This is a genomic window from Shewanella electrica (assembly GCF_022321485.1).
GTDB classification, from domain to species: Bacteria; Pseudomonadota; Gammaproteobacteria; order Enterobacterales; family Shewanellaceae; genus Shewanella; species Shewanella electrica.
Genome location: NZ_JAKOGG010000008.1, coordinates 76906 through 98165, shown reverse-complemented (window position 1 = coordinate 98165; position 21260 = coordinate 76906). Strand labels below are relative to the sequence as shown.

The 21260-nt window shown below is 51.9% G+C and carries 22 protein-coding genes; 4 read left to right on the top strand and 18 right to left on the bottom strand.

The features are described 5' to 3' along the window. Positions 1 to 15 precede the first annotated feature (15 nt). The 5 genes from L9G74_RS12620 to L9G74_RS12600 all read right to left on the bottom strand — a co-directional run bounded on the left by L9G74_RS12620 (position 16) and on the right by L9G74_RS12600 (position 3912). Positions 16 to 216 (bottom strand): twin-arginine translocation signal domain-containing protein, encoded by a 201-nt coding sequence (locus tag L9G74_RS12620; protein WP_238896770.1) that lies wholly within the window; start codon positions 214 to 216, stop codon positions 16 to 18. Between the two features lie 67 nt (positions 217 to 283). Then, positions 284 to 943: a TorD/DmsD family molecular chaperone gene (locus tag L9G74_RS12615; protein WP_238896769.1), complete on the bottom strand. Its 660-nt coding sequence runs from the start codon at positions 941 to 943 to the stop codon at positions 284 to 286. A gap of 10 nt (positions 944 to 953) precedes the next feature. After that, a complete protein-coding gene (locus L9G74_RS12610) occupies positions 954 to 2612 on the bottom strand; it encodes a 4Fe-4S binding protein (protein ID WP_238896837.1) in 1659 nt (552 codons plus the stop codon). A 164-nt stretch (positions 2613 to 2776) separates the two neighbouring features. Beyond that, positions 2777 to 3448 (bottom strand): DUF3306 domain-containing protein, encoded by a 672-nt coding sequence (locus L9G74_RS12605; RefSeq protein ID WP_238896768.1) that lies wholly within the window; start codon positions 3446 to 3448, stop codon positions 2777 to 2779. Beyond that, entirely contained in the window at positions 3445 to 3912 is a 468-nt protein-coding gene (locus L9G74_RS12600) for a DUF3305 domain-containing protein (protein ID WP_238896767.1), read from the bottom strand. Before L9G74_RS12600 ends, L9G74_RS12605 begins: the two co-directional genes overlap by 4 nt. A gap of 405 nt (positions 3913 to 4317) precedes the next feature. On the opposite strand from L9G74_RS12600, the gene L9G74_RS12595 reads away from it, so the two are divergent. Then, entirely contained in the window at positions 4318 to 5142 is an 825-nt protein-coding gene (locus L9G74_RS12595) for a formate dehydrogenase accessory sulfurtransferase FdhD (RefSeq protein ID WP_238896766.1), read from the top strand. Between the two features lie 26 nt (positions 5143 to 5168). Next, a complete protein-coding gene (locus tag L9G74_RS12590) occupies positions 5169 to 6074 on the top strand; it encodes a substrate-binding domain-containing protein (RefSeq protein WP_238896765.1) in 906 nt (301 codons plus the stop codon). Between the two features lie 61 nt (positions 6075 to 6135). Here L9G74_RS12590 and L9G74_RS12585 read toward each other — a convergent pair whose 3' ends face one another. Beyond that, positions 6136 to 6546, bottom strand: a complete 411-nt coding sequence (locus L9G74_RS12585) for a flagellar basal body-associated protein FliL (protein WP_438944568.1) — start codon at positions 6544 to 6546, stop codon at positions 6136 to 6138. A 210-nt stretch (positions 6547 to 6756) separates the two neighbouring features. Here L9G74_RS12585 and L9G74_RS12580 point away from each other — a divergent pair, with 210 nt between their 5' ends. Continuing rightward, on the top strand, positions 6757 to 7320 hold the full coding sequence (locus L9G74_RS12580) for a chorismate--pyruvate lyase family protein (protein WP_238896764.1): 564 nt from the start codon (positions 6757 to 6759) through the stop codon (positions 7318 to 7320). Here L9G74_RS12580 and L9G74_RS12575 read toward each other — a convergent pair. The 3 genes from L9G74_RS12575 to L9G74_RS12565 form a co-directional block, all read right to left on the bottom strand. Beyond that, positions 7307 to 9928: an immune inhibitor A domain-containing protein gene (locus L9G74_RS12575; RefSeq protein ID WP_238896763.1), complete on the bottom strand. Its 2622-nt coding sequence runs from the start codon at positions 9926 to 9928 to the stop codon at positions 7307 to 7309. The two genes, L9G74_RS12580 and L9G74_RS12575, sit on opposite strands and share 14 nt — an antisense overlap. After that, on the bottom strand, positions 9925 to 10224 hold the full coding sequence (locus tag L9G74_RS12570; protein ID WP_238896762.1) for a hypothetical protein: 300 nt from the start codon (positions 10222 to 10224) through the stop codon (positions 9925 to 9927). Before L9G74_RS12570 ends, L9G74_RS12575 begins: the two co-directional genes overlap by 4 nt. Before the next feature lie 107 nt (positions 10225 to 10331). Continuing rightward, positions 10332 to 10937 (bottom strand): YhgN family NAAT transporter, encoded by a 606-nt coding sequence (locus L9G74_RS12565; protein WP_238896761.1) that lies wholly within the window; start codon positions 10935 to 10937, stop codon positions 10332 to 10334. A 164-nt stretch (positions 10938 to 11101) separates the two neighbouring features. Here L9G74_RS12565 and L9G74_RS12560 point away from each other — a divergent pair, with 164 nt between their 5' ends. Then, positions 11102 to 12646, top strand: a complete 1545-nt coding sequence (locus tag L9G74_RS12560) for a ZIP family metal transporter (RefSeq protein ID WP_238896760.1) — start codon at positions 11102 to 11104, stop codon at positions 12644 to 12646. Positions 12647 to 13024: 378 nt separating this feature from the next. Here L9G74_RS12560 and L9G74_RS12555 read toward each other — a convergent pair whose 3' ends face one another. The 9 genes from L9G74_RS12555 to L9G74_RS12515 form a co-directional block, all read right to left on the bottom strand. Further along, complete coding sequence (locus L9G74_RS12555; RefSeq protein ID WP_238896759.1) at positions 13025 to 14287, bottom strand: mechanosensitive ion channel family protein; 1263 nt, start codon at positions 14285 to 14287, stop codon at positions 13025 to 13027. A 157-nt stretch (positions 14288 to 14444) separates the two neighbouring features. Next, positions 14445 to 14870, bottom strand: coding sequence for a hypothetical protein (locus L9G74_RS12550; protein WP_238896758.1), 426 nt, complete (start codon positions 14868 to 14870; stop codon positions 14445 to 14447). Between the two features lie 300 nt (positions 14871 to 15170). Next, on the bottom strand, positions 15171 to 15989 hold the full coding sequence (gene mutM, locus L9G74_RS12545) for a bifunctional DNA-formamidopyrimidine glycosylase/DNA-(apurinic or apyrimidinic site) lyase (RefSeq protein WP_238896757.1): 819 nt from the start codon (positions 15987 to 15989) through the stop codon (positions 15171 to 15173). 18 nt (positions 15990 to 16007) lie between these two features. After that, on the bottom strand, positions 16008 to 16463 hold the full coding sequence (locus tag L9G74_RS12540) for a hypothetical protein (protein WP_238896756.1): 456 nt from the start codon (positions 16461 to 16463) through the stop codon (positions 16008 to 16010). Between the two features lie 30 nt (positions 16464 to 16493). Continuing rightward, the gene (locus L9G74_RS12535) at positions 16494 to 18293 is read right to left on the bottom strand and encodes a bifunctional molybdopterin-guanine dinucleotide biosynthesis adaptor protein MobB/molybdopterin molybdotransferase MoeA (protein ID WP_238896755.1); all 1800 of its coding nucleotides are present in this window, start codon (positions 18291 to 18293) and stop codon (positions 16494 to 16496) included. Between the two features lie 9 nt (positions 18294 to 18302). Beyond that, a complete protein-coding gene (mobA, locus tag L9G74_RS12530) occupies positions 18303 to 18902 on the bottom strand; it encodes a molybdenum cofactor guanylyltransferase MobA (protein ID WP_238896754.1) in 600 nt (199 codons plus the stop codon). After that, positions 18880 to 19590: an ABC transporter ATP-binding protein gene (locus L9G74_RS12525; protein ID WP_238896753.1), complete on the bottom strand. Its 711-nt coding sequence runs from the start codon at positions 19588 to 19590 to the stop codon at positions 18880 to 18882. The genes mobA and L9G74_RS12525 overlap by 23 nt, the downstream gene beginning before the upstream one ends. Beyond that, positions 19591 to 20298 (bottom strand): ABC transporter permease, encoded by a 708-nt coding sequence (locus L9G74_RS12520; RefSeq protein ID WP_238896752.1) that lies wholly within the window; start codon positions 20296 to 20298, stop codon positions 19591 to 19593. Continuing rightward, on the bottom strand, positions 20298 to 21110 hold the full coding sequence (locus tag L9G74_RS12515) for an ABC transporter substrate-binding protein (protein ID WP_238896751.1): 813 nt from the start codon (positions 21108 to 21110) through the stop codon (positions 20298 to 20300). The genes L9G74_RS12520 and L9G74_RS12515 overlap by 1 nt, the downstream gene beginning before the upstream one ends. Between the last annotated feature and the right edge of the window lie 150 nt (positions 21111 to 21260).

The window sequence follows — 21260 nt, the reverse complement described above, 5'->3', positions numbered from 1 at the left end:
ACACACTCCTTATTATCATTTACTACGCAAGGTGTCGTAGTAACTGCGGACATGCTCTGTTTCACGGTAACCGTCAGCTTGTTTTGCAGCTGTGGCTGTTGCTTCGGTGGCGGCAAGCGCTTGACCACTCACAGTGGCTACGGCACCCGCTGCGCTACCTAGCGCCAGCGTTTTCAGCAGTTGACGGCGACTCAGATCTGAAGCTTGCTTCTTCATAGCGTCTCCTAGTTGTTATACACGGGAGCCCTCACTCCCGTGCGGTGCTCATCTATCGATAAGCGGGTTACGAGGCCAGTTCGTTGGCCTTGGGTTGGATCTGCACGCCGGAAGATTCCACCACAGGTGTACTCAACACTAAGCGTTCAAATTCAACGATTTCGGTTTCAAAAAATGCGCGTCCCAACTGAGCCACGACCGCGTAAAATGCGGCGCTGTTGCAGCGTGACAGTGAATCCCAAAAACGGATGATCCAGCTACCGAGATGGCGGCGATAAAACGCCAGTTGTTGGTGGCTCGGTGCTTCGAGGATCAGCGCACTCATCACTTCAAACAACGCGGCGACGTGGTCTTCTGGCTCTTTAACATCATCACCCCGCTCAAAGCCGAGTTGGATCAGATCTTGGCGTAGCAGAGCCAGCGGCTTGTCCATCAGCGAGCCGGTCATAAACCAGCTGCCGTACGGCAGGATTTCCCCTGAACCGACGCCGATAAACAGATTGAAGTATTCATCTTCTAGCTGCTCGGCAGAGAACTGCTCCGCGGCTAATTTCATCGACAACCACGCGCGAGTCATGCTGCTATCGTCGTTGCTATCGACTTCTAATCCATGCAGAAATTGCAGCAGCTCCGCTGATGGAGTGCGGCGTAATAAGGCTGCCAACAGTTGATAGATATCAGCCCGGAGCAGATCGTTTTCGGAGATTTGTTTGGTGTTTTCGGTCATATCGGCTCTCTTATCTCAGTTGCTTTTCCGGGTCTTCAAGAATGTCTTCAAACATATCTTTGACTCGGCAATCGCCGCACATTTTTAGGCGCTCGATATTGGCGCTAAAGGCACTGTGCGTTCCGACCATTTCCAGCATCCGATGCACCATAGACTGGGTCGCAAATGGAGCGCCGCAACGAATACATTCGAACGGAGCTTCCTCTTTCAAGGTCTTACGCGCTTGTCTGGACTCCTTATCCAGATTGATCCTTGGCGACAGACTGATGACTTTTTCAGGGCAAGCGGCTTCACATAAGCCACATTGCACGCAGTCTTGCTCAACGAAATACAGCGCGGGTGAATCGCCGCCATCAAGCAAAGCTTGCGTTGGACAAGTTGACACGCATGACATACACAGCGTGCAACCTGCCTCTTTCACTGTCACTTCACCGTAAGGGATGTTGCTCAACGCCAGCTCATCTTTGGTGTTAGCCGCTTGCTCGTTGAGATAATCCACCGCGGCGTAGAAACCGTTACGTTTGGTGGTGACTGCGAAGTCCGCCGGTGTGGTGTTTGACCATGCCGCAGACTCTTCAAGTATAGGCGACAGATTTGCCAGTGCTTTTTCATCTATCAGTTGAATACGTGCAGGCTGACCAATTTGTTCAAGTAACGTGTTAGCGAGGGCAACTTCACCGTTGAGCATTTGGGTCAAGGTCGGCGCGGTAGCGGCGGTATTGAGTACCAGCACTTGCTGCGCGCCCCAAGCTAACGCGGTCATCCAGTGGTCGATACCAGCGACAGTGATCTCTTCCAGCTCGACCGGCAGCACTTGGCCTGCCAGCGCTTCGTTGATCAACTCGGCGCCTTGGTTGGCATCGTGAAACAGGATCACCGGCGCGACGTTGGTTTTTGCCAGATAGCGATTGATCAGTTTATTCAGGTAAGAGTGCAGCGCTTGCGGAGTCGGCAAGTCATACGACAACGCGCCGGTTGGGCAGGCATTAGTACAGCTGCCAGCACCGTGGCACAGGTATGGGTCAATCTCGATGGCCTGCTCGACGCTTTTAATCGCATCCGCTGGGCAGAAGTTGAGGCAGCGGGTACAACCCTCAATGCCGTTACGGCTGTGGGCGCAGATATCGCTGTTCACTTTGACGTAACGCGGTTTATCAAACTGACCAACCAGTTGGGGAATTTCTTCCAGCGCGGCGGCGAGTTTGTCGCTGTCTTCACCGACGTAAAAATAGCCCGGTGGCAGCATTTCCAGCTGAATGCATGGGTCGCTGCTCATATCGAGCACGATATCAAAATGCGCTTTACGCAGTGCCACTTTGCTCAGCTCAGCCGCTTGACCGTTGTGGTCAACCGACACTTGGAACTGACCTAAAAAGCCTTTGATACCCAGCAACTTGCCGTAGTAACTTTCCACTTCTGGCGCGGCTTCCATCACTTGTTCCAGATAACTTTCATCTTGGTTAGTGATGGCGCCATTGGCCAAAATGGCACGGCCAGCCATACCTGCCAGTTGGCCTGCGGCCAATCGGGTCAAGTCCTCTGGACCGATCAATAATAGGTTGCCCTCAGTTGAGTAACTGACGGTGGGTGGGATCAAGTTTTGCAGTATGCGAGTCTGCCCCTGGACATCGCTACGCGCCAGCTGCAGCTCGGGCTGCGCCAGCATCATGCTCTCACTATTACTCACAATGCGTTCCTAAATGAGATTCGGGCTGTAGCAAAATATTATTAGTTTCAGCTTTTGTTATTTTTATCAGCTAGCTACAGCGAATTAAAAAGTTATAAGCAATTCACACACCAATTTTATGGCTAACAGATACTGCCAAACTGACGTTAAGCAACTCCATCATTGTTTTTTTCACCTGCGACTGGTGCATTTTGGCTAACTGTCGCCATTTCACCGTCCATTTTGTCCGATAATTCAGCTGTTGCTGATACATCCGCAGCCGCTGTTGTTTGCGCATCATCTGCCGCACTTACAGCGTCGCTTTGCTCAGTATCGGCCAACATTGGCTCACTTGCCGCTTCGTCAGCAGGTTTTTCTTCTTGGATGAGGTGTCGAAACACTTTTTTAGCCAACTCGGTGGACACTTCTGGCGTGAGAACCTCTTGATTTGAGTAGTCGAGGGCGTATTCCATCATGCCGTCGATTTCGCTGAAATGCGGTTGTTTCCACAAGGCCCGCAGCGCATTTTGGCGCACACTCGGGTCGACGTTTTTGCCCATAAAACTGGCAAAGCTGCCGCCCTCCTCAATCGCATTGGGATCGGGCAGATCGTCCGCGCCCAGCAATGGCTCTTGCTCAGCATCAGCGTTGGTTGCAGCCAGCGCTGATGTGTCATCGTCAGTGGCAAGCGCAGGGACATCCGCGCGGCTCTGCTCGGCCTCAACATCGCTGTTGGCGTCAGTGACCTCAATTTCCGTCGCTTCAGTCACCGCTTCGCCATCTTGCACCTGCTGTTTGCGCAGCGCCCAACGACTCAGAAAACTGGGTTTGTCACTCATGAGTGATTCCTGCCTCGGTGCTGTTCTTCGGCCACTTCCTTACGGCGATTCACATGTTTACGACGGTGAGCACAAATCTCGACTTCACCATATTGGGTAATAAACGATTCAATCCAGCAGGCAATCGCTTCTGGCATCGCCATGTTCAATACCGGCGTATCGCCCTCTAAACAACCTGCGGCCACGTTTTGGTCGGCGGAGAGCAGCGATGGCACCCAAGTCCCGTCTTCCTGTTCATCACACACCACGTAAAGCATGGGGTTATCCATATCGAGATTGAGGCGATAGCTGGCACGTTGGTCCAGAAACAGCTCTAATACCACCAACTTGGCATTTTCAGGCGCGGGTTCAGTGGCTGGCACCACTTGGTCAAGTTCCCAGCTTTCTGCCAACCAGCGGCCAACTTGTTTTTCGACCTTTTTCAATGACACGTACATCGGCCATAAACTTTGAGAATGTTGCATTCGGATTATTCCTCCCGAGTTAGTATTTTCGGGCCATGAGCGTTCCACGGGGCATAGCAAGATATGCACCAACTTGTTATACGGTTTTTTATGAGTGCTAGATCGCTTAATTTTGGCCCAGATTGGGACAATTTGTCTGGTCAAAACAGACATTTTGCACTAAAGCATAGTGCCGGTGACGGATTGCGGGGAAATATCGCCTACTATTTAGAGGCAAACCCAACACGGTATAGATATTGCTGTATACGGTGGCTGTTGACCTTTGCTGGTCATTTTGTGCATCCAGTTTGCTGAGTTAACTAAGCGTGACCGGCCGCACCTTGTCCATAACGCGTTTAATTTGAACATAAATCAAACACTAAAAGCCAACAGTCCCTTGCAATTGATAACAGAGTAAAGCGATTTATGACTGAGCCTAAGCTCCACCTGATTAAAACTGCCGCACAAGTGCCGCTAACCATTGCCGTTACCGCCGTTGATGAAAACGGTGAGGTGCATGAAAAATTCATCGCTTGTGAACGACCACTGACGGTGTATCTCAATTGGCAACCGATTGTCACCTTAATGACCTTAGGCGCGCGCCCAGAAGCTCTAGCGCTAGGCTATCTTAAAAATCAGGGATTTATCTCAGATGCGAACCTATTGGATTCGGTGATTATTGATTGGGAAGTCAGCTCAGCGGCCATCGTCACCAAGGAAAATACCGACAGCGTACAAGCTAAGCTATCGGAAAAAACCGTCACCACCGGTTGCGGCCAAGGTACAGTGTTCGGTGGTTTTATGGATGGCGTCGAAGATATTACCTTGCCCACGCCGTCGTTATCGCAAACCACCATCTATGAGTTGCTAAAAAATATCAGCCAATACAACGATACCTACAAAAATGCCGGCGCGGTGCATGGCTGCGGCGTGTGTCAGCACGATCAAATTCTGTCATTCGTGGAAGACGTCGGTCGCCACAATGCGGTGGATACCTTGGCGGGTGAGATGTGGCTCGAAGGCCAAACGGGCGGCGATAAGATTTTCTACACCACTGGCCGACTTACTTCAGAGATGGTGATTAAAGTCGCCAAGATGGGCATTCCGGTGCTGCTCTCACGCAGCGGCGTGACCCAAATGGGACTTGAGCTAGCGCAAAAACTTGGCATTACCATGATCGCACGTGCTAAAGGTCGCCACTTCCTCGTTTATAATGGCGCGGAAAACCTTCAATTCGATGCCCAAAAATAACCGCACGGTTAAGCGCAGGAGCCCTAATGAGCGAACCCAGTGAACTGGTTTATATGAGCGCCAAGCAAGTAGCAGAATATTTAGACCTCAACGAAAAGAAAGTGTACGCCATGGCGAACGAGCGTATGCTGCCAGCCACCAAAATTACCGGTAAATGGTTGTTTCCTAAGATCCTGATTGACCGCTGGGTGATGGACTCTTGCCACAGCGGCATGTTGTCTGACCGCATGTTAGTCACCGGCAGTGACGACCCATTGTTGTCGATGTTGGTTGGCCGCTTGATGGCGGAAGTGGGCAGCCGCGAGCTGATCAGCTACAGCGCCACCGGTTCACGTTTAGGGCTGGAGTTGCTGTCTAAAGGCTATGCCGATATCTGTACCCTGCACTGGGGCAGTGTCGACGAGCGCAATATTCGCCACACCGCGTTGCTCAAAGGCTATCCTAACCACCAACAGTGGATCATGGTACATGGCTACAATCGCCAGCAGGGCTTGATTGTGCGACCCGAGCTGTTACATCGCTGCCAAGAGGAAGATACAGTGTTGCAGCAATCTTGGCGCTGGGTCACGCGCCAAGGCGGCGCGGGCAGCCAACAGCATTTAGAACATTGGCTGATGAAACGTGGCGCCACGGTGGATAGCCTCAATGCGGTGCTGATGGCCTTTAGTGAGCGGGAATTAGCAGGCAGTATTGCCCGCAATGAAGCCGACATTGGCTTTGGTTGCCAAGCGGTGGCGCAGGAAAGTGGTTTGGGCTTTGTGCCATTGCTGACGGAGTCGTTTGATTTTGTCATGCCGCAAGGCATCTACTTCCGCCGTCAGTTACAACAGCTGTTTAAGATGCTGCTCAATCCCGGCACGCGGCAGATGGCGGCCCAACTTGGTGGTTACGATTTAACAGATTGTGGGCAGATTATTTGGAGCCCGCAGTAACTAGCTCTCCGCAAACGTAAAAAAGCCAGTTGCGACTGGCTTTTTAACGTTTGAACCGCAATTAATCGTACAGGTAGCTGGTAAACAACAGGTTGACGATCAGCGACTTACCCGTTTCTTGCTGCAACAGTTTATTGAGTTCGTCAAAACACTCTTTGCGGATCTCTTCCCGGCCAGCAATGGATTTCACGCGGTCTTCAGGCTGATTGCCCAAGATTTCCACCATGGCTGAACGCAACAACGGATCATGATGTTCAATCTGCACCAGATCTTCAGGGCTTTTAACCATCAACTCGACACTGATACGAACAAAGCCAAGCTTTTTGCGATTAGAAATATAGTTAGTGACGATCTCCGGCTCAAAGCCGTAGTAAGCATAGTTATCAGAGCCCACTGGCGGCTTAGCTTCATCAGCCGCCGACACTGGCAGCCACACCTGCAAACATAACAACACTAACAAAAATTTTTTCAGCACAGTGGCGTACTCCCTTCATCCAGCAACCCTTAGGGGCTGTTTATCTTTAGTGTTTAATTTTTACGCGTTATGAACAAGACGCGGCCTGCGACGCTTAGTCAACTAAGCAAGCTGGTCGCAGCAAAGCTCAACAGCCCCTAGTAGCTGCAAAAATACGTCATAGACGTGGTAGACTCCATCCCGAATTATCGACTTTTCGAGTAATGCATGGGTCTTTCTAGTTTAACCTTTCCTTTTGGCGATGATATTCGCTGGTTTACCGCGCAGGCACCACAAGTATTACCCACCCAGCCGCTAAAAGATTGGTTGTTATCAGAAGGGAGTTTGACACAAAAACTCAAACTCTGCTGTGACCAGTTTGAAGTAATTGTGCTGGGCGAGCAGTGGATTACCGCCGATCCGCGCGAGTGGCATGGGCCTGAGCAGCAGTTATGGCTGCGGGAAGTGTTATTGCAACTGGATGGCACACCGTGGGTATTTGCTCGCACCTTGATGTCACCACAACTGCTGCAACAGCAACAACAGCTAGAACAATTGGGTCAGCGTCCGTTAGGTGAACTGTTGTTTAGCGATTTGAATTTTGTCGCAGGCGACATCGACATCTGCCACATTGAAGCCCCCTCGTCGGTGAACGACTTGGCTAGCGCACTAAAACAAACGGCGTCTACCACGCTATGGGGCAGACGCCGTCACTTTAGTTATCAGCAACATCCACTAATCGTCGCCGAAGTGTTTCTGCCAGCGGCAGAGGCGGCGATTAAGCGAACTTAGCCGCTTTTACTTGGCTGCCGCGGCGAGCAAACGCCAAACCAGCCAACAGCAACAACCACCAAGCGCTCAAACTACCGCCGCCCGATGAACTGCTGGACTGAGCGTTAACATTCGGTTCATTACCACCCGTGGTGGCGGTGGCAGCTATGGTTACGCTAGTGCTGTAATTGGCAGTAGCCCCCGCGCTGTCGGTCACGCTAAACACCACACTATAACTCCCCGCATTGGCGTAAGTGTGGCTCGGCGCCAGCGCGGTGCTGCTGCCTCCGTCACCAAAATTCCAACGGTATTGATACGGCGCAGCACCACCGGAAACGGCACCAGTGAAAGCCACGGTGTTATTGCTCACTTGTTGTGACGCCGTGACCACTAGCGGCGGCGCTTCTGGCGTTGCGGTAGCAGCGCGGCGAATATTCACCGTGGCCGCAGAGCTGTCTTGCTCTTGTGAGGTGACTTCAATAATCACACCCAGCTCGGGTAACACCACGCCAGCGGTCGGTCGACTTGGAGCGCGGTAATCGTCGCGATCATCAAACACACTGCTGTAGCCTAAGTGTCTGTCGCCGGTATAAGCGGTTTGATCGTACATGCTGAACGAGGCGTCCCGTAGTTGGGTCTCCGTTGCGGCATTAGCAATCATCTGCTGATCGGCATCGACCACTGAGATCAGGTTGTAACCTGGATGGGCAGATGAATCGTTATTGTCCATGTTGGCGTTTTCGTACCAGACCAACACGCCGGGCTCATAATTTTCGAAACGTAATCCAGCGTCGTTGCCACTGTAGTTACGCAACTGCACCAAGTAGCGATGTTGCCCGGCAATCTTATCCTGAATACGGCTAAAACCGGTGAGTCTCACTGCACTATTGGCCTGCTCGGCATCGTCGCTAAATAGCGTTGCGGTTGCAGACAACAGTTGTAAGTTGTCGAGCTGAAAACCACTGCCAAGCACTGCGGGGTCGGTGGTGTACACAATACTGATCTGCCGACTAGAACCGGCATAAGCACTGAGATCATAACTGAGCGTCACCCAACCGCGCGCATCGGCGTCGCTCAGGTCGCTCGACTTGCCAGTGATGATATTACGGGCGGTATTTACGCTGTTACTCGCTTTGGTGTGATTACCAGCAATGGCGACTCCGCCCACCCGTACTTGCACGTAGTCATAATCTTCTTCAATGTCCCAACGCGCTTGCATCTGCAGCGTGATGCTGCTGTCCGTCGGCAAGCTCAGTTCAAACGACATGGCGCTAACGGTGTCATTGCTGCGACCGGAGTAGTATTGATACTGACCCGCGAACGGCTGATTAAACGGCACGCTGTCCTGCGGCAGATTAATCGCCAGTTGATTAACTGCACTACTATCGCTCGCGTTAGTGAGACGGTAATCCTGTCCAGCCTCGGTCAATGCGGCATAGTTGATCTCCTGCTCGTTGAGCCAGCGGCCTTGATAACGCTCTTGTAAAAATGAACGTGCATAGGGCGAAAAACTTGAAGGCTGTGAACCAGACAAGGCGCCAGTCCAGTTGCCTGCGGCCATTAACGACCACAAGCCCACCGGCGAATCATTTAGCGCCGACTCGTTGGCAGTGTCATATTCATCTGGCAGACCTAAATCATGCCCAAACTCATGCACACAAACACCTACGCCGGCATCAATGGGCTGAATGGTGTAACCGAACAAACGTTTGTCGGTGCCGGGAATGGCATAGCCGTTGTTGTTGGGGCCACTGACCACAAAACGATGTGACCAAATAGCTTTGTCGAGCAGATTGCCACCACCGGCTTCTTCGCCAATGCTGGAATGGAACACCATCACATGGTCGATGATGCCGTCTGGCTCATCTAAGTTGCCATCGTTGTCAAAGTCATACGGATCTTCAACGTCATACTGTGCCAGTTCTGCCGCCGTCATCTCTTGCACTGCGGCGGTGACGGCTTCGGTCACCAGTTCGGTGGCACGCAGATCATCGCCAGTATCGGTATCGTTTTCACCGTAGTAAGCGGCATTGTTTTGCGCGCGATACCAGCCTTTAACGGTGCCGGTGAAGTGAAATGTCTCACCGGATGCCGCTTGGTAATATTGGTAGGCGGATTGTAAATTTTGCCCAGACGGACCCGTCATCCCCGTTTCTGAAAACAGCAACTCGTTGTAGTGGCTGGCAGGATAATCATTGAAGTACATCGGGGTGTCGGCGGCGGTCAGACCGTTGTTATCATGCGGCAGATCGGGAAAATCAATCAGCACCACCAGCACTTTCACGGTTTTTTCAACATCATTGGGAGCCGCTTGCGCTGCGGCGCGTTGCATTGTGGCTAACTTCGAGCGCTGCACTTCTGCCTTGAACGCTGTGGCACGCATCTCACGCTCTTGTTTCTTAAACAGCAACGCGTCTTTACTGCTGTTTCTGTTGATATAGCGCTGTAATGCTTGCTGTTTTTCTGCCTCGCTGGCATTGGCTGACAGCTCGCCGTGTTTCTCTAACCAGTAAAGAATGCGCTCATTATTTTGAATTGCAGTGTCTGCTGGTGCGGGAACTGCCTGTACGGCAGCGCTCAGCAACAGTGTCGCGGCCAGCCCAATTGAAGTCATCCACTTACGGCTCATGGTTTGTTCCTCTTCAAACATTTCGAATAGGCTTGCTGGCGTTTTTTGATGTACTCCATCACTTGCTGTTCAGCCGCTTCCTTGCTCATTTGTTCCGTAATCACGCCTTGCTTCACCAGACTTTGGTAGATTTTTTCACGATCAACATGGGCCGCACCGTTACCGCAAGGGGTTAGCGGTGGCACGGGCGCAGCGGGGGACGCCGATGACGCATCGGTAGCCGCTCCGGCCTGACACCCCAGCGGCCCCAGCAAAAGAAAACACGGTATTAACCACCGAACAGTGCTGATATTCACAGCAGACTCCCATCCAAAACTTGCAACCGTCCTAGTTTATACGTTGCTTAGCGGAAAAAGGAGCAACAAAAATGCAAATATTCAGCAACAGTTCAGCCGTCGGTTAACTACAGCGGCGAGTTAGGCACCGCTGACAGATAACGCGCTACGCCATCGAGGAACATCTGCACCGAAATCATCACCAGTACCATGCCCATCAAGCGCTCAACGGCGGTCAAGCCTTTATCGCCAAGGATGCGGTTAAATGCCTTGTAGAACATTAAGATAAATGAACTGACACCCCACGCAGACACCAGTGCGATGGTCCAATCCACCATGCGGCCAGAGTCGGTGTGTGCCAGTAAAATCAGCGCCGCCAAAATCGACGGTCCCGCCATCAGCGGAATGGCCATCGGCACAATGAACGGCTCTTCCCCTGCGGGCAACCCAGCAATACCACCGGGTTGTGGGAAGATCATCTTCAACGCAATCAAAAATAGAATGATGCCGCCCGCGATACTGACCGATTCAGAACGCAGACTGAGGAAGTTAAGAATCGCCTCGCCAGCATAAAGGAACATCAGCATGATGATCAGGGCGAAAATCAGTTCGCGGATCAACACGCGACGGCGTTTTTTAGGGTCGATGTGACGCAAGATTGATGCAAACACGGGCAGGTTGCCCAGAGGGTCCATGATCAGGAACAGCATCACTGCGGCAGACAGAATATCCATGAAACTCTCACATTAATGGTTAAGGTAAATCAGCTGCGCATATTGTATCGATTTTTTACTGCGCTTGGCGGAATATTTCTTATGCGTAAAGGATTTATCAGAAGGCTGCTCTCGGGCTAGACAGTTGCTATACTATGGCGATTTTCCGCTGTTGTCTGAGTCCCATGACCTACCTGATCGCCAGTTGTATTGCGCTGTTGCTTGGTCCCTTGAGTTACCGCTACCTAAATGCTGGTGGTGGACTACATAAGGGATTAGACGGCTTTATTTTTGTTTCCCTCGGTGGGCTGGTACTGATCCATATTTTGCCTGAGCTGCTGCAACATGGTGGCCTGCTGGCAATTCTGTTTGTAATCCTCGGGCTTTGGGGCCCTACGGCGAGTGAAAAGCTGTTTCATCGTTACTCAGAAATCACCCATAAACTGACGCTCATTTTTGGCATAGCGGGCTTGTTGCTGCACACGCTTACCGATGGCGGCGCCATTGTGTTAGCCCAGCAAGGCAACGGTAGCGTGCTGTTGGCACTCGGCGTGATTCTACATCGTCTGCCAGTGGGATTGGCGATTTGGTGGTTGCTGAAACCGCAAGCCGGCAGATTATGGGCCAGTGTCGTTATCGCCCTGATGATGTTACTGACCATTGTTGGTTATTTTGCTGGCGAACAGCTGTTGTCGCAGTTAACCCTTGATAACACAGTGTATTTACAGGCGTTTGTCACCGGCTCGATTCTACATGTGGTGATGCATCAACCACATGCGCACGAACATGAACATGAGCAGCAACATACTCACCATGCGCCCACCAAACCGCGTTACGAGCTGCATGCTGGCGTTGGCAGCCTGCTCGGCATCGCACTGCTGCTGGTGTTACTGCTCACAGAAGCAGAAAGCAGCGGCCATCATCACCATGAACATCACGCACTATTTGAGTGGCTGCTCAGCTTAGCGCCAGCGTTGATACTGGTATTTGTGTTAGCCACCTGCCGCCGCGTGATCGGCTTCTATGTTGAGCGCCAATCTGGTTGGCTCAGAGCTTGGTTGCAACAAGCGACGCCAGAGATCTGGATCTTCGCCATTTTGCTGCTTGGCCCTGCCTACGGTTTATTACTGCCGCTGTTTACCGCGCTAGCCGCGTGCATTGTGCCTGCTGATAATAGCCCCGAAGCGCATGACTCGCTGCTAAGCAGTTTGATGAAAGATGTCGAGCGTTGTGCGCCATGGATGTTACTCAGCTTGCTACTCGCCAATTTAGTGGGACATCCGGCCATGCCGCTCAATGCGGATTGGGCACAGGTGATATTCCTCGCGGTGGTTTTTGCGCTGCTGCCATTTAGCCTGCCGGGAGCCATTGTGCTTGCTATGGGACTCGGTTCTAGCGATTGGAGCCCAGCTGCGGTGGTATTTTGTTTGCTGGCGCCGCTGCTGCGCCAACAATATCAACAGCATCTGCCGTGGTGGAAACTGGCAATGTCGGCGCTACTGAGTGTCTGCATTCTAGTGGTGGTGCACTTTTGGCAGCCATCAACCGTGCAGATTTTGCATTACCCAGGGTGGCTGGAATATGGCGCACTCACGGTAATGATGCTGCTATTTGCCGTTGGTTTAATGCGCCTTGGGCCACGTCAATTTTTGGGGCGGCTCAAACCTGAGTTGCCTGCCGCGATAGCCATGCCACATATGCCGCACGAACACCATGAACATCACCATTGATGCACGCTCAACATCGGCGCATCTGCCAAACACGCTGATTCACACCGTTTCAACTCAGCGAACACACTAGGGGCTGTTTATCTTTGCTGATTGTTTTTGCAGCAGGCAGAGCGTGATTTAGGCAAGGCAGGTGATGTGCCGTGTAGTTATTCTCCACCAACAGCAGCTAACGCTGAATAAATTGCGCTCTGTCGCTGCCCGAAGGGTTCATTTAAACGCCTCCTGAACTTTGTTGCCCCCAGCTTGCTTAGTTGACTAAGCATCGCAGACCTCGCCTCGCTCATAATGCGTTTAATTTGAACAAAAATTAAACACTAAAGATAAACAGCCCCTAGAAAAAGGGCTGCAAATGCAGCCCTAATTATTGGCGAACTCAGCTTAATCCAGCGAGCCTTTGATGCTACGCACATCCAACCCAGTTGGGCCTTGGAACGCACGCAAATCGAATTCCGGCAGAATAGCGAACACATGGTCAAAAATGTCGGCTTGAATCTCTTCGTAATACACCCAACGCGTGTCGTTAGTAAAAATATAGATCTCTAACGGCAGGCCTTCAGTGGTCGGCGCGAGTTGACGCACCATCAAGGTCATATCTTGATGCACTTTCTCGTGGTGACGCAAAAACTCCACCAGATAGGCGCGGAAGGTGCCCACGTTAGTTAAGCGACGGCCGTTCACTAGGCTGTCCATATCGCTCACTTTAGCGTTTGATTCGCCCAGCTCACGGGTTTTCTTTGGCAGATAATCTTTGAGATAGTTAATCTTGCTCAATCGCGGCCGATCGGCTTCAGTCAAAAAGCGAATGCTGTTGATGTCGATATTGACCGCACGTTTGATACGGCGTCCACCCGACTCCGACATGCCGCGCCAGTTTTTAAAGGCGTCAGACACCAGCGCATACGCAGGGATCATGGTGAGCGTGTGGTCCCAGTTGCGCACTTTTACGGTGATGAGCGACACCTCTTCCACCGCACCATCGGCGCCGTATTTTTCCATCTGGATCCAATCACCGGGGCTGACCATGCGGTTAGCCGCCAACTGGATACCTGCTACGAAGCCTAGGATAGTGTCGCGGAATACCAACATCACCAAACCGGTGGCAACACCTAAGCCGCTGAGGAAGTACACTGGCGATTGATCGGACACAATCGAAATCGACACAATGATGGCGATGAAAAATAGAAACAGCTTGAACAACTGCACAAAGCTTTTGATCGGCAAGCGGCGGCTGATCAGCTTAACGTCGGCGATCTCATTGGCCGCATCTAACGCCGAATACAGCGCCCGCACCACGGCAATCACCAACCACACGGTAATCAATCTGTCGGACAGACGCTGTGCCACATCGTGGGCGCTTAATGCCACCGGGATCAGCAGCTTGAGCACCATAATCGGGATAACCATCGCCAGCTTTTCTAGCACACGATAGCGAACAAAAATATCGTCCCACGTTGCTTTAGAGCGGAGAATCACCGCATTCATGCCAGCAACAACACCGCGACGTAGCACCACATAAACGATGGCGGCTAACACGATGCAAGCACATACCAGCAGTAAAGAAGATAGCCAATCGGAGGGCTCGCTTGCGACGCCTACTTGCGTCAACCATTGCGACAACGCCTGTCGCAGTTCCTGATCCACATTAACCTCACATACATCTCACCAAGCCCGAGCGGCTCGAAACGGAGCTTAACATAACGCTACAAATGAAAGTTGAACAGTGAATAAAGAAATCACAAAACCATGATCGAGGCGGAGATTGGCGCAGCAACCACCTGTCGGCGCTGCGGTTGTGAGGCTAAATGACGGGGTCGGCTAACTCAACGCGCAGCGCTTGTGGCTGCTCGATCCGCTGCAACTCTTGCAGATTAACGCCAGACACTTTCAATGACTCAGGCGCCCATTCCAGCCGTAAATCGTCCTGTCGGCCCAGCATCACCACGGTGCTACGGAAGACTTCACCAGAATGCAGATTGGTTAAATGCAGATAACTTTTCCAGCGTTTAGGTACGCTGATATCGCAATTGGAAAAATGCACTTCGGCCAGCCAATGGCCGTTGGGGGAAGGTAACGAGGTCATCAATGTATCATCACAAAACCCTTGGGCAGTCGCGCTGTTGACCTTACCGACCAACTGCATCACGGCAAAAGAAGCCAACAGCAAAGCGGCGACACCCGCCAACGATTGCAGCAGCTTATATACAACAGGAGTAGACGATGACACGACGCAGATCCTTACCAAAATAAAACGGAAACAAACTGGCAGGCTACGCCGCAATATTAGCAAAGTAAACAATGACAATGTTATCAACAAATTACATTTGTAATTAAGTTGTGCAGCTTAAAACTAAAGCGATTGAATTGTAACGGGTTAAAATTTACGCGGTTTTAGCGTTGTACCGCTAAAAAAATGCGCCGACCCTCGTGAACTCGCCAGCAACAGCCTAGAGGCTGTTGCTGGTGCATCACAACACGGCACATTCCCAGCCTTGCCTAAGTCAGTCCCTGCCAACGGCAAAAACACTCAGCGCTTGGGTTGGCACACACCACAAAATACCGTGCTGCGTTGCCCCAAACGGATCTCAGTTAATAACGCACCGCACTGGTTACAGGTTGCACCACCGCGACCATACACATGCAGTTTCTGCGCAAAATAGCCCGGCTTACCTTCGGCGTTGGTGAAGTCTTTTAAAGTCGTGCCGCCCTGTTCAATGGCAAATGCCAAAATCTGCTTCACCGCCGTCACTAACTGCGCCAACGCTTCGCGCTCAATCTTTCCTGCTGGCGTTTGGGGATGAATCGCCGCGGCAAACAGCGCTTCGTTGGCGTAGATATTTCCCACGCCGACCACCACGGCGTTATCCATCAAGCACAGCTTGATCGCCTTGGATTTGCCCTTTAATGCTGCCGCGAGGTAATCAACATTAAACGCATCACTCAGCGGCTCAGGGCCGAGTTTTGCCAGCAGCGGATGTGCTTGCTCTGGCAGTTGGCACCATAACCACGCGCCAAAGCGGCGTGGATCGTTAAAGCGCATAATGCGGCCGCTGCCGAGCACCAGATCGATATGGTCGTGCTTTTGCACCTCAGTGCGCTCGCTGACAATCCGTAAGCTGCCAGACATGCCCAAATGCACTATTGCCGTGCCCGCATCGGTATCGATCAACAGATACTTGGCACGACGGCGTACCGCTTTAATCGTTTGACCCACCATCTGCTGCGCCAACTCTGGCACAGGCCAACGCAGCGAGGCGTTACGCACAATCAACGCTTGCACGTTTTGTCCCAGCAACCAAGGCTCAACCCCACGGCGGGTGACTTCAACTTCCGGTAATTCAGGCATAACAGATCCAATAACAGACTAACGCGATGCGGCATTCACCAGCGGCAGCAAACCTTCGCGTAAACTTGGGGGAATTTGATACCAGTTGCCCGCCTTGGACTTTAACAGCCCCGAGGCGGGATATAACAACCAGATTTGTGACTGCTGCTTACCGACTTGCAGCAACAACTCTTCCGGCCGTTCTGCCGGGGTTTGCTGCGAGGCGCCTAACGCCGAGACACGCAGCAGTTGCCAATGTTGGCTCCAAACGGCGCAATTCAACACGCGTTCGTCGCACTGCCACTGGCCTTGTTCATCCTGCGCCATCCAAATACCCGCCAACTGCAACTGTGTCAGCGGGTGTTGTTGATCAAACAGCGGTTCACTGCTACTCGGCGCTTTTTGGGTATAGTGATTCAGCAAGGTCAGCACACCAATCATGATGGCCGAAGCGATAATAATGATGTTGTTCCAACGTCGCCGAGAGATCGCCATAAATGCTCCACACACCCCACTCAGATTAGCTTAGAGTAGCTCAGCGAATGGCAAAATATATACCAATTCACCTACTTCAATTCGTTCATCGGCTTCGCCGACAATCACAAGACAGTTGCCTTTAACCATGGAACTTAACATACCAGAACCTTGGCCGCCGGTAGAGCGCACATGCAGTTTGCCATCGGTGCCTAAAGCGGCAATGCCACGGTTAAACTCGGTGCGGCCGACACGGCTGCGGAACGGCTCATCGGCAATCGCGGGCAGCATTTGTGGTTGCCACGCTTGCTCGCCTGCCAGTTTACGCAGCGCCGGTTGTACAAACATCAAAAATACCACCATGGCCGCCACGGGGTTACCCGGCAGACCAAAGAACAGCGCATCGTTGATTTTGCCAAACGCTAGTGGTCGCCCCGGACGCATGTCGATGCGCCAGAAGTGGATTTCACCAATCGCCGCTAATACTTTTTTGATGTAATCGGCATTACCGACCGAAACACCGCCGGAGCTGATCACCACATCGGCTTGTATAGATGCTTGTGACAACGCCGCTGTCAGCGCCGCTTCTGAGTCTTCAATAATGCCCAGATCAATCACCTCACAACCTAACCGGCGTGCCATCGATTTGATGGTGTAGCGGTTCGAGTCGTAGATGCAATTAGCTTTTAGCTCAGTGCCCGGTTGGCTAACTTCATCACCCGATGAGAACACCGCCACCACTGGACGACGTTTTACCGCAAATTCGGCAAAACCGAGCGAAGCCAATAACCCTTGTTCGGCAGCGCCCAAACGGCTACCGGCAGCCAACGCCACGGCACCTTTAGCAATATCTTCACCGGCCAGACGCACGTTCTGCCCCACTTTGATTTTGCCTTGCAAACTAACGCGGCCATCTTGCTCGGTGGCATTTTCACGCGGTTGCACGGTGTCTGCGCCCGCTGGCACTGGCGCGCCGGTCATGATGCGCACCGCTTGGCCGGCTTGTAGGCTGCCGTCATATTGATAACCCGCACGTACTTCGCCAACCACTTCGAAAGCTTCTGGCATTGGCTCGGCCGCACTAAAGGCAAAACCGTCCATCGCTGAGTTGGTATTTTGCGGCACATCCACCGGTGAAATGGCATCCTCGGCCAAGACACGGTTTTCGGCGTCATCAAGGCTGACGATGTCGTTCTGCGCCACGGCGGCAACATGCGCCAGAATGTTCTCTATCCCTTGGCGCACCGATAAAAAGCTGCCCGATGAACTCAACGCTTGCAGCGGCAGCGGCCGCACTGACGGTTTGCCTTGGTAGTTTTGCGCATATTGTTCAACGTAATCGGCAATCTGCGCCACGTTGTTGATATCGAGCTGATCGATGTTGATATCGTGCGGCAGTTGGGTATCGGCACAACAGGCAATCGCCAACACATTCGGATCTTGGTCAAAAATCAGCGGTTTACCGACCGCTTGGCGGTGTAATTCTATTTTGGGTAACGCCAGCTTTTTAAAGCCTTCCACCAGCACCAGATCCACTTTATCCGCTTCCAGTTGTTGCAGCAGATGCACTAAATCTGGGTCGCCGTCACATTCATCTTCGGTCATCAACGCCCAACGTACGTGCGACGCCACCAGCATCTGCCGTGCGCCCGCTTTGCGCATCTCGTAACTGTCTTTGCCGGGAATATCCACATCAAAGTTATGATGGGCGTGCTTCAACACCGCTAACCGTAATCCACGTTGCGTTAATGCGGGGATCAACTGCTTCAGTAGTGTGGTTTTGCCGGTGCCGCTGTAGGCGCAAAATCCCAACACCGGAATAGATAACGGATTGTTGAATGTGGTGCTCATAAAAACCTCTTAACTCTGGGCAATAACTTCGGCGAGCTGTTGTTTATCTTCAGGGGTATTGACGTTAACAAATGCCTCGGGTTGATCAGCGAACGATACCCGCGTGACGCGAAAATCACCATACCACATGTCAACACGGCGGCGGCCGGTCTCTAGGAAAATACGAATAGATTCTGCCAACTTAGGCTTGATCAGTAGCACCACCGAATGGTCGCGCTCGCCGTCGGTAGCGACTGCCACATCGGCGTTGTCAGCCAGTAGTTGCGTTAACATGCGCGCGGCTAAATCTTTCGGCAGCAACGGGCAATCACACGGCACCACCAACACATAATCGGCTTTGGTATCCACCAGCGCGCTGTACATGCCAGTGAGCGGCCCCATAAAACCCGGTAGTTTATCGGCAAACACCGCATAACCAAACTGGGCATACTGCTGTTGGTTTTGATTGGCATTGATACGGATGTGTTGCACTTGCGGCTGCAACCGTTCCAGCACATAACTGACCATCGGCTTATCCGCTAGGGTGATCAGCCCTTTATCATTACGATCCATGCGCCGCGAAAGGCCACCGGCTAACACAACGGCTTCAATCTCTACTTGCTGCGACATTTGAATACTCTCCAGCCAACCAAGGCTGCTCAATAGGGGATACATCGATACGTTGCGACTCGATTAACCATTTGCTGCAACATAACGCCAATAACTCTGAATCTTGGTGACTACTCAACAGTAATCCCGTTCCCTGTTTTTTCAACTCGGCGATCATGGTCGACACCACTTGTCGCGAGACCTTGTCCATGTTTGAAATCGGTTCATCCAGCATTAACAACGCCGGTTTGAGTAACCAAATTCTAGCTAATGCTAAACGTTGTCGCTCGCCGCCAGATAAGTGGGACGCGCCTGACTTGAGCAAATGCCCTAACTGGGCCAACTCAATCGCGGCGGCTAAGCGCTGCTGCTGTTCGGCCTTAGGCAGTTTGCTATAACGCTGGGCCAATGTGAGGTTGTAAGACACATCGCCATCATAAAGATAGGGATGTTGGTGCAAATACAGCGCATAGCCCAGTAACGGGTTAGGCCGCCAAAAACTTTTCGGCCGCTGCTGCGCCTGAATCGTGCCCGCTGTCGGCTGGATCAGCCCCGCCAGCAACTTCATCAACGTGGTTTTGCCAGTGCCATTATCCCCAGCAAGATAGATCACATCGCCCTGCTTAAACGTCAGCTCAGCGGCGGCAAACAGTAAACGTTCACCAAATTGCATGCTGAGTTCATGGGCGGTAATCGCGTAATCTGCCATTTAATGACTCCTTGGCCGCGAGCCACCGCGCAATATGCCTAACAGGAAATTCAACAGCAGCGATAAAATCAGCAGCACCAGACCTAAAGCGATGGCTTGAGCAAAATCGCCTTTGCTGGTTTCTAATGCGATAGCGGTAGGAATGTTGCGGGTGACATGGGCGATATTGCCGCCGACCATCATCGAACAGCCCACTTCGGTGACGATACGATAAAACGAGGCGATCACCGCCATCAGCAGTGGTACGCGTAATTCGCGGCAGATAACCCACACCGCGCCCAGCCAACTAGCGCCCATAGTGCGGCAGGTTTCCCACGCGCGTTTATCGGCGCTGGTAAATGCCGCTTGGCTCATGGCAACCAATACTGGCGCGCAGATCATCATCTGGCCGATAATCATCCCTTGCTGAGTGAACAACCAACGCAGGTCGCCAAAGGCGCCGTTACGGGTCAGTAACAGATAGGCCAGCAGCCCAATCACCACCGTGGGGATCGACTGCAAGGTTTGTACTAAATTGGTCACAATCCACTGGCCGGGGAAACGGGTAAACGCCAGCAAAAAGCCGAGCACAATGGAGGGAACCAGCGTGATAAGCAATGCCGATAACGACACCGCAAACGACACAGAGATGATGGACCAAACTTCCGGGTCCAGAGAAAACAGCAGGCGAAACGCCTGCTGTATCAGTGTTAACCAACCTTCAGACATTACTTGTGATAAGTCGCTTTAAACAGTTGTTGGCCTTTTACTTGGAAGCCATCAATTAAGGCTTGCCCTTCTTTAGAACACAACCAATCGGCAAATGCGCGTGCACCGGCGTGGTTCAGATCTGGGTATTTTTTAGGGTTGATCAGAATCACTTGGTAAGGGTTTGCCAGCGTGTTGCCGCCATCAAAATCGACCACTAAATCAACTTTGCCTTGGTAAGCGATATAAGTACCGCGGTCAGACAGGGTATAAGCTTGCAGTTCGCTCGCCATTTGCAGGGTTTTGCCCATGCCTTGGCCGATAGATTTGTAACCAGCGAAATCTGGTTTCACGTCAGCCGCTTTCCAAATAGCCAGTTCTTTTTTATGGGTACCAGAATCGTCACCACGAGAGATAAACCCCGCGTCAGATTTCGCGATCTTAGCGAACGCTTCCTCGGCTGAAGCACTGCCTTGCAGTTTGGCTGGGTCAGCTTTAGGGCCCAACACCACAAAATCGTTTTCCATAATGCCGCGTGGTTCCACCCCGAAACCATCATCAACAAATTTAGCTTCTGCTTTTGGTGCGTGGGTCATCACCAAGTCCACATCGCCTTGTTCACCCAGTTTCAACGCTTTACCGGTACCGGTGGCAATAACTTGGACTTTATAGCCTGATTCGGCTTCAAATTTAGGTAACAGATAGCCCAACAACCCTGAGTTTTCTGTACTGGTTGTTGTTGCCAGTTTGATGGTTTCCTGTGCATATGCAGAAGAAACAAACATCAATCCAGCAGCAACGGCATAACCGATCATTTTTTTCATTTTTAGCATGATTGCTCCTTGGCTTAGTAATTGCGGTGAAAGTTTTGTTTAGAGTGCCACTTTCACAACGCGTTCGTGCCTGCCCCATTAGCAAAATGAGTGCCACACGCAATTATGGTCGAGTTATCTGCATCTACCTAACATTGGTGTGAAATTTGT

Bases quoted from the DNA above. Each gene is read 5' to 3' on its own strand.
- L9G74_RS12610 (WP_238896837.1), bottom strand. From the start codon at position 2,612: ATGATGCTGGCGCAGCCCGAGCTGCAGCTGGCGCGTAGCGATGTCCAG.
- L9G74_RS12565 (WP_238896761.1), bottom strand. From the start codon at position 10,937: ATGGATATTCTGTCTGCCGCAGTGATGCTGTTCCTGATCATGGACCCT.
- L9G74_RS12605 (WP_238896768.1), bottom strand. From the start codon at position 3,448: ATGAGTGACAAACCCAGTTTTCTGAGTCGTTGGGCGCTGCGCAAACAG.
- L9G74_RS12600 (WP_238896767.1), bottom strand. From the start codon at position 3,912: ATGCAACATTCTCAAAGTTTATGGCCGATGTACGTGTCATTGAAAAAG.
- L9G74_RS12540 (WP_238896756.1), bottom strand. From the start codon at position 16,463: ATGGCGATCTCTCGGCGACGTTGGAACAACATCATTATTATCGCTTCG.
- L9G74_RS12575 (WP_238896763.1), bottom strand. From the start codon at position 9,928: ATGAGCCGTAAGTGGATGACTTCAATTGGGCTGGCCGCGACACTGTTG.
- L9G74_RS12535 (WP_238896755.1), bottom strand. From the start codon at position 18,293: ATGAGCACCACATTCAACAATCCGTTATCTATTCCGGTGTTGGGATTT.
- L9G74_RS12620 (WP_238896770.1), bottom strand. From the start codon at position 216: ATGAAGAAGCAAGCTTCAGATCTGAGTCGCCGTCAACTGCTGAAAACG.
- L9G74_RS12515 (WP_238896751.1), bottom strand. From the start codon at position 21,110: ATGCTAAAAATGAAAAAAATGATCGGTTATGCCGTTGCTGCTGGATTG.
- L9G74_RS12590 (WP_238896765.1), top strand. From the start codon at position 5,169: ATGAGCGAACCCAGTGAACTGGTTTATATGAGCGCCAAGCAAGTAGCA.
- L9G74_RS12520 (WP_238896752.1), bottom strand. From the start codon at position 20,298: ATGTCTGAAGGTTGGTTAACACTGATACAGCAGGCGTTTCGCCTGCTG.
- L9G74_RS12560 (WP_238896760.1), top strand. From the start codon at position 11,102: ATGACCTACCTGATCGCCAGTTGTATTGCGCTGTTGCTTGGTCCCTTG.
- L9G74_RS12525 (WP_238896753.1), bottom strand. From the start codon at position 19,590: ATGGCAGATTACGCGATTACCGCCCATGAACTCAGCATGCAATTTGGT.
- L9G74_RS12580 (WP_238896764.1), top strand. From the start codon at position 6,757: ATGGGTCTTTCTAGTTTAACCTTTCCTTTTGGCGATGATATTCGCTGG.
- L9G74_RS12615 (WP_238896769.1), bottom strand. From the start codon at position 943: ATGACCGAAAACACCAAACAAATCTCCGAAAACGATCTGCTCCGGGCT.
- L9G74_RS12595 (WP_238896766.1), top strand. From the start codon at position 4,318: ATGACTGAGCCTAAGCTCCACCTGATTAAAACTGCCGCACAAGTGCCG.
- mobA (WP_238896754.1), bottom strand. From the start codon at position 18,902: ATGTCGCAGCAAGTAGAGATTGAAGCCGTTGTGTTAGCCGGTGGCCTT.
- mutM (WP_238896757.1), bottom strand. From the start codon at position 15,989: ATGCCTGAATTACCGGAAGTTGAAGTCACCCGCCGTGGGGTTGAGCCT.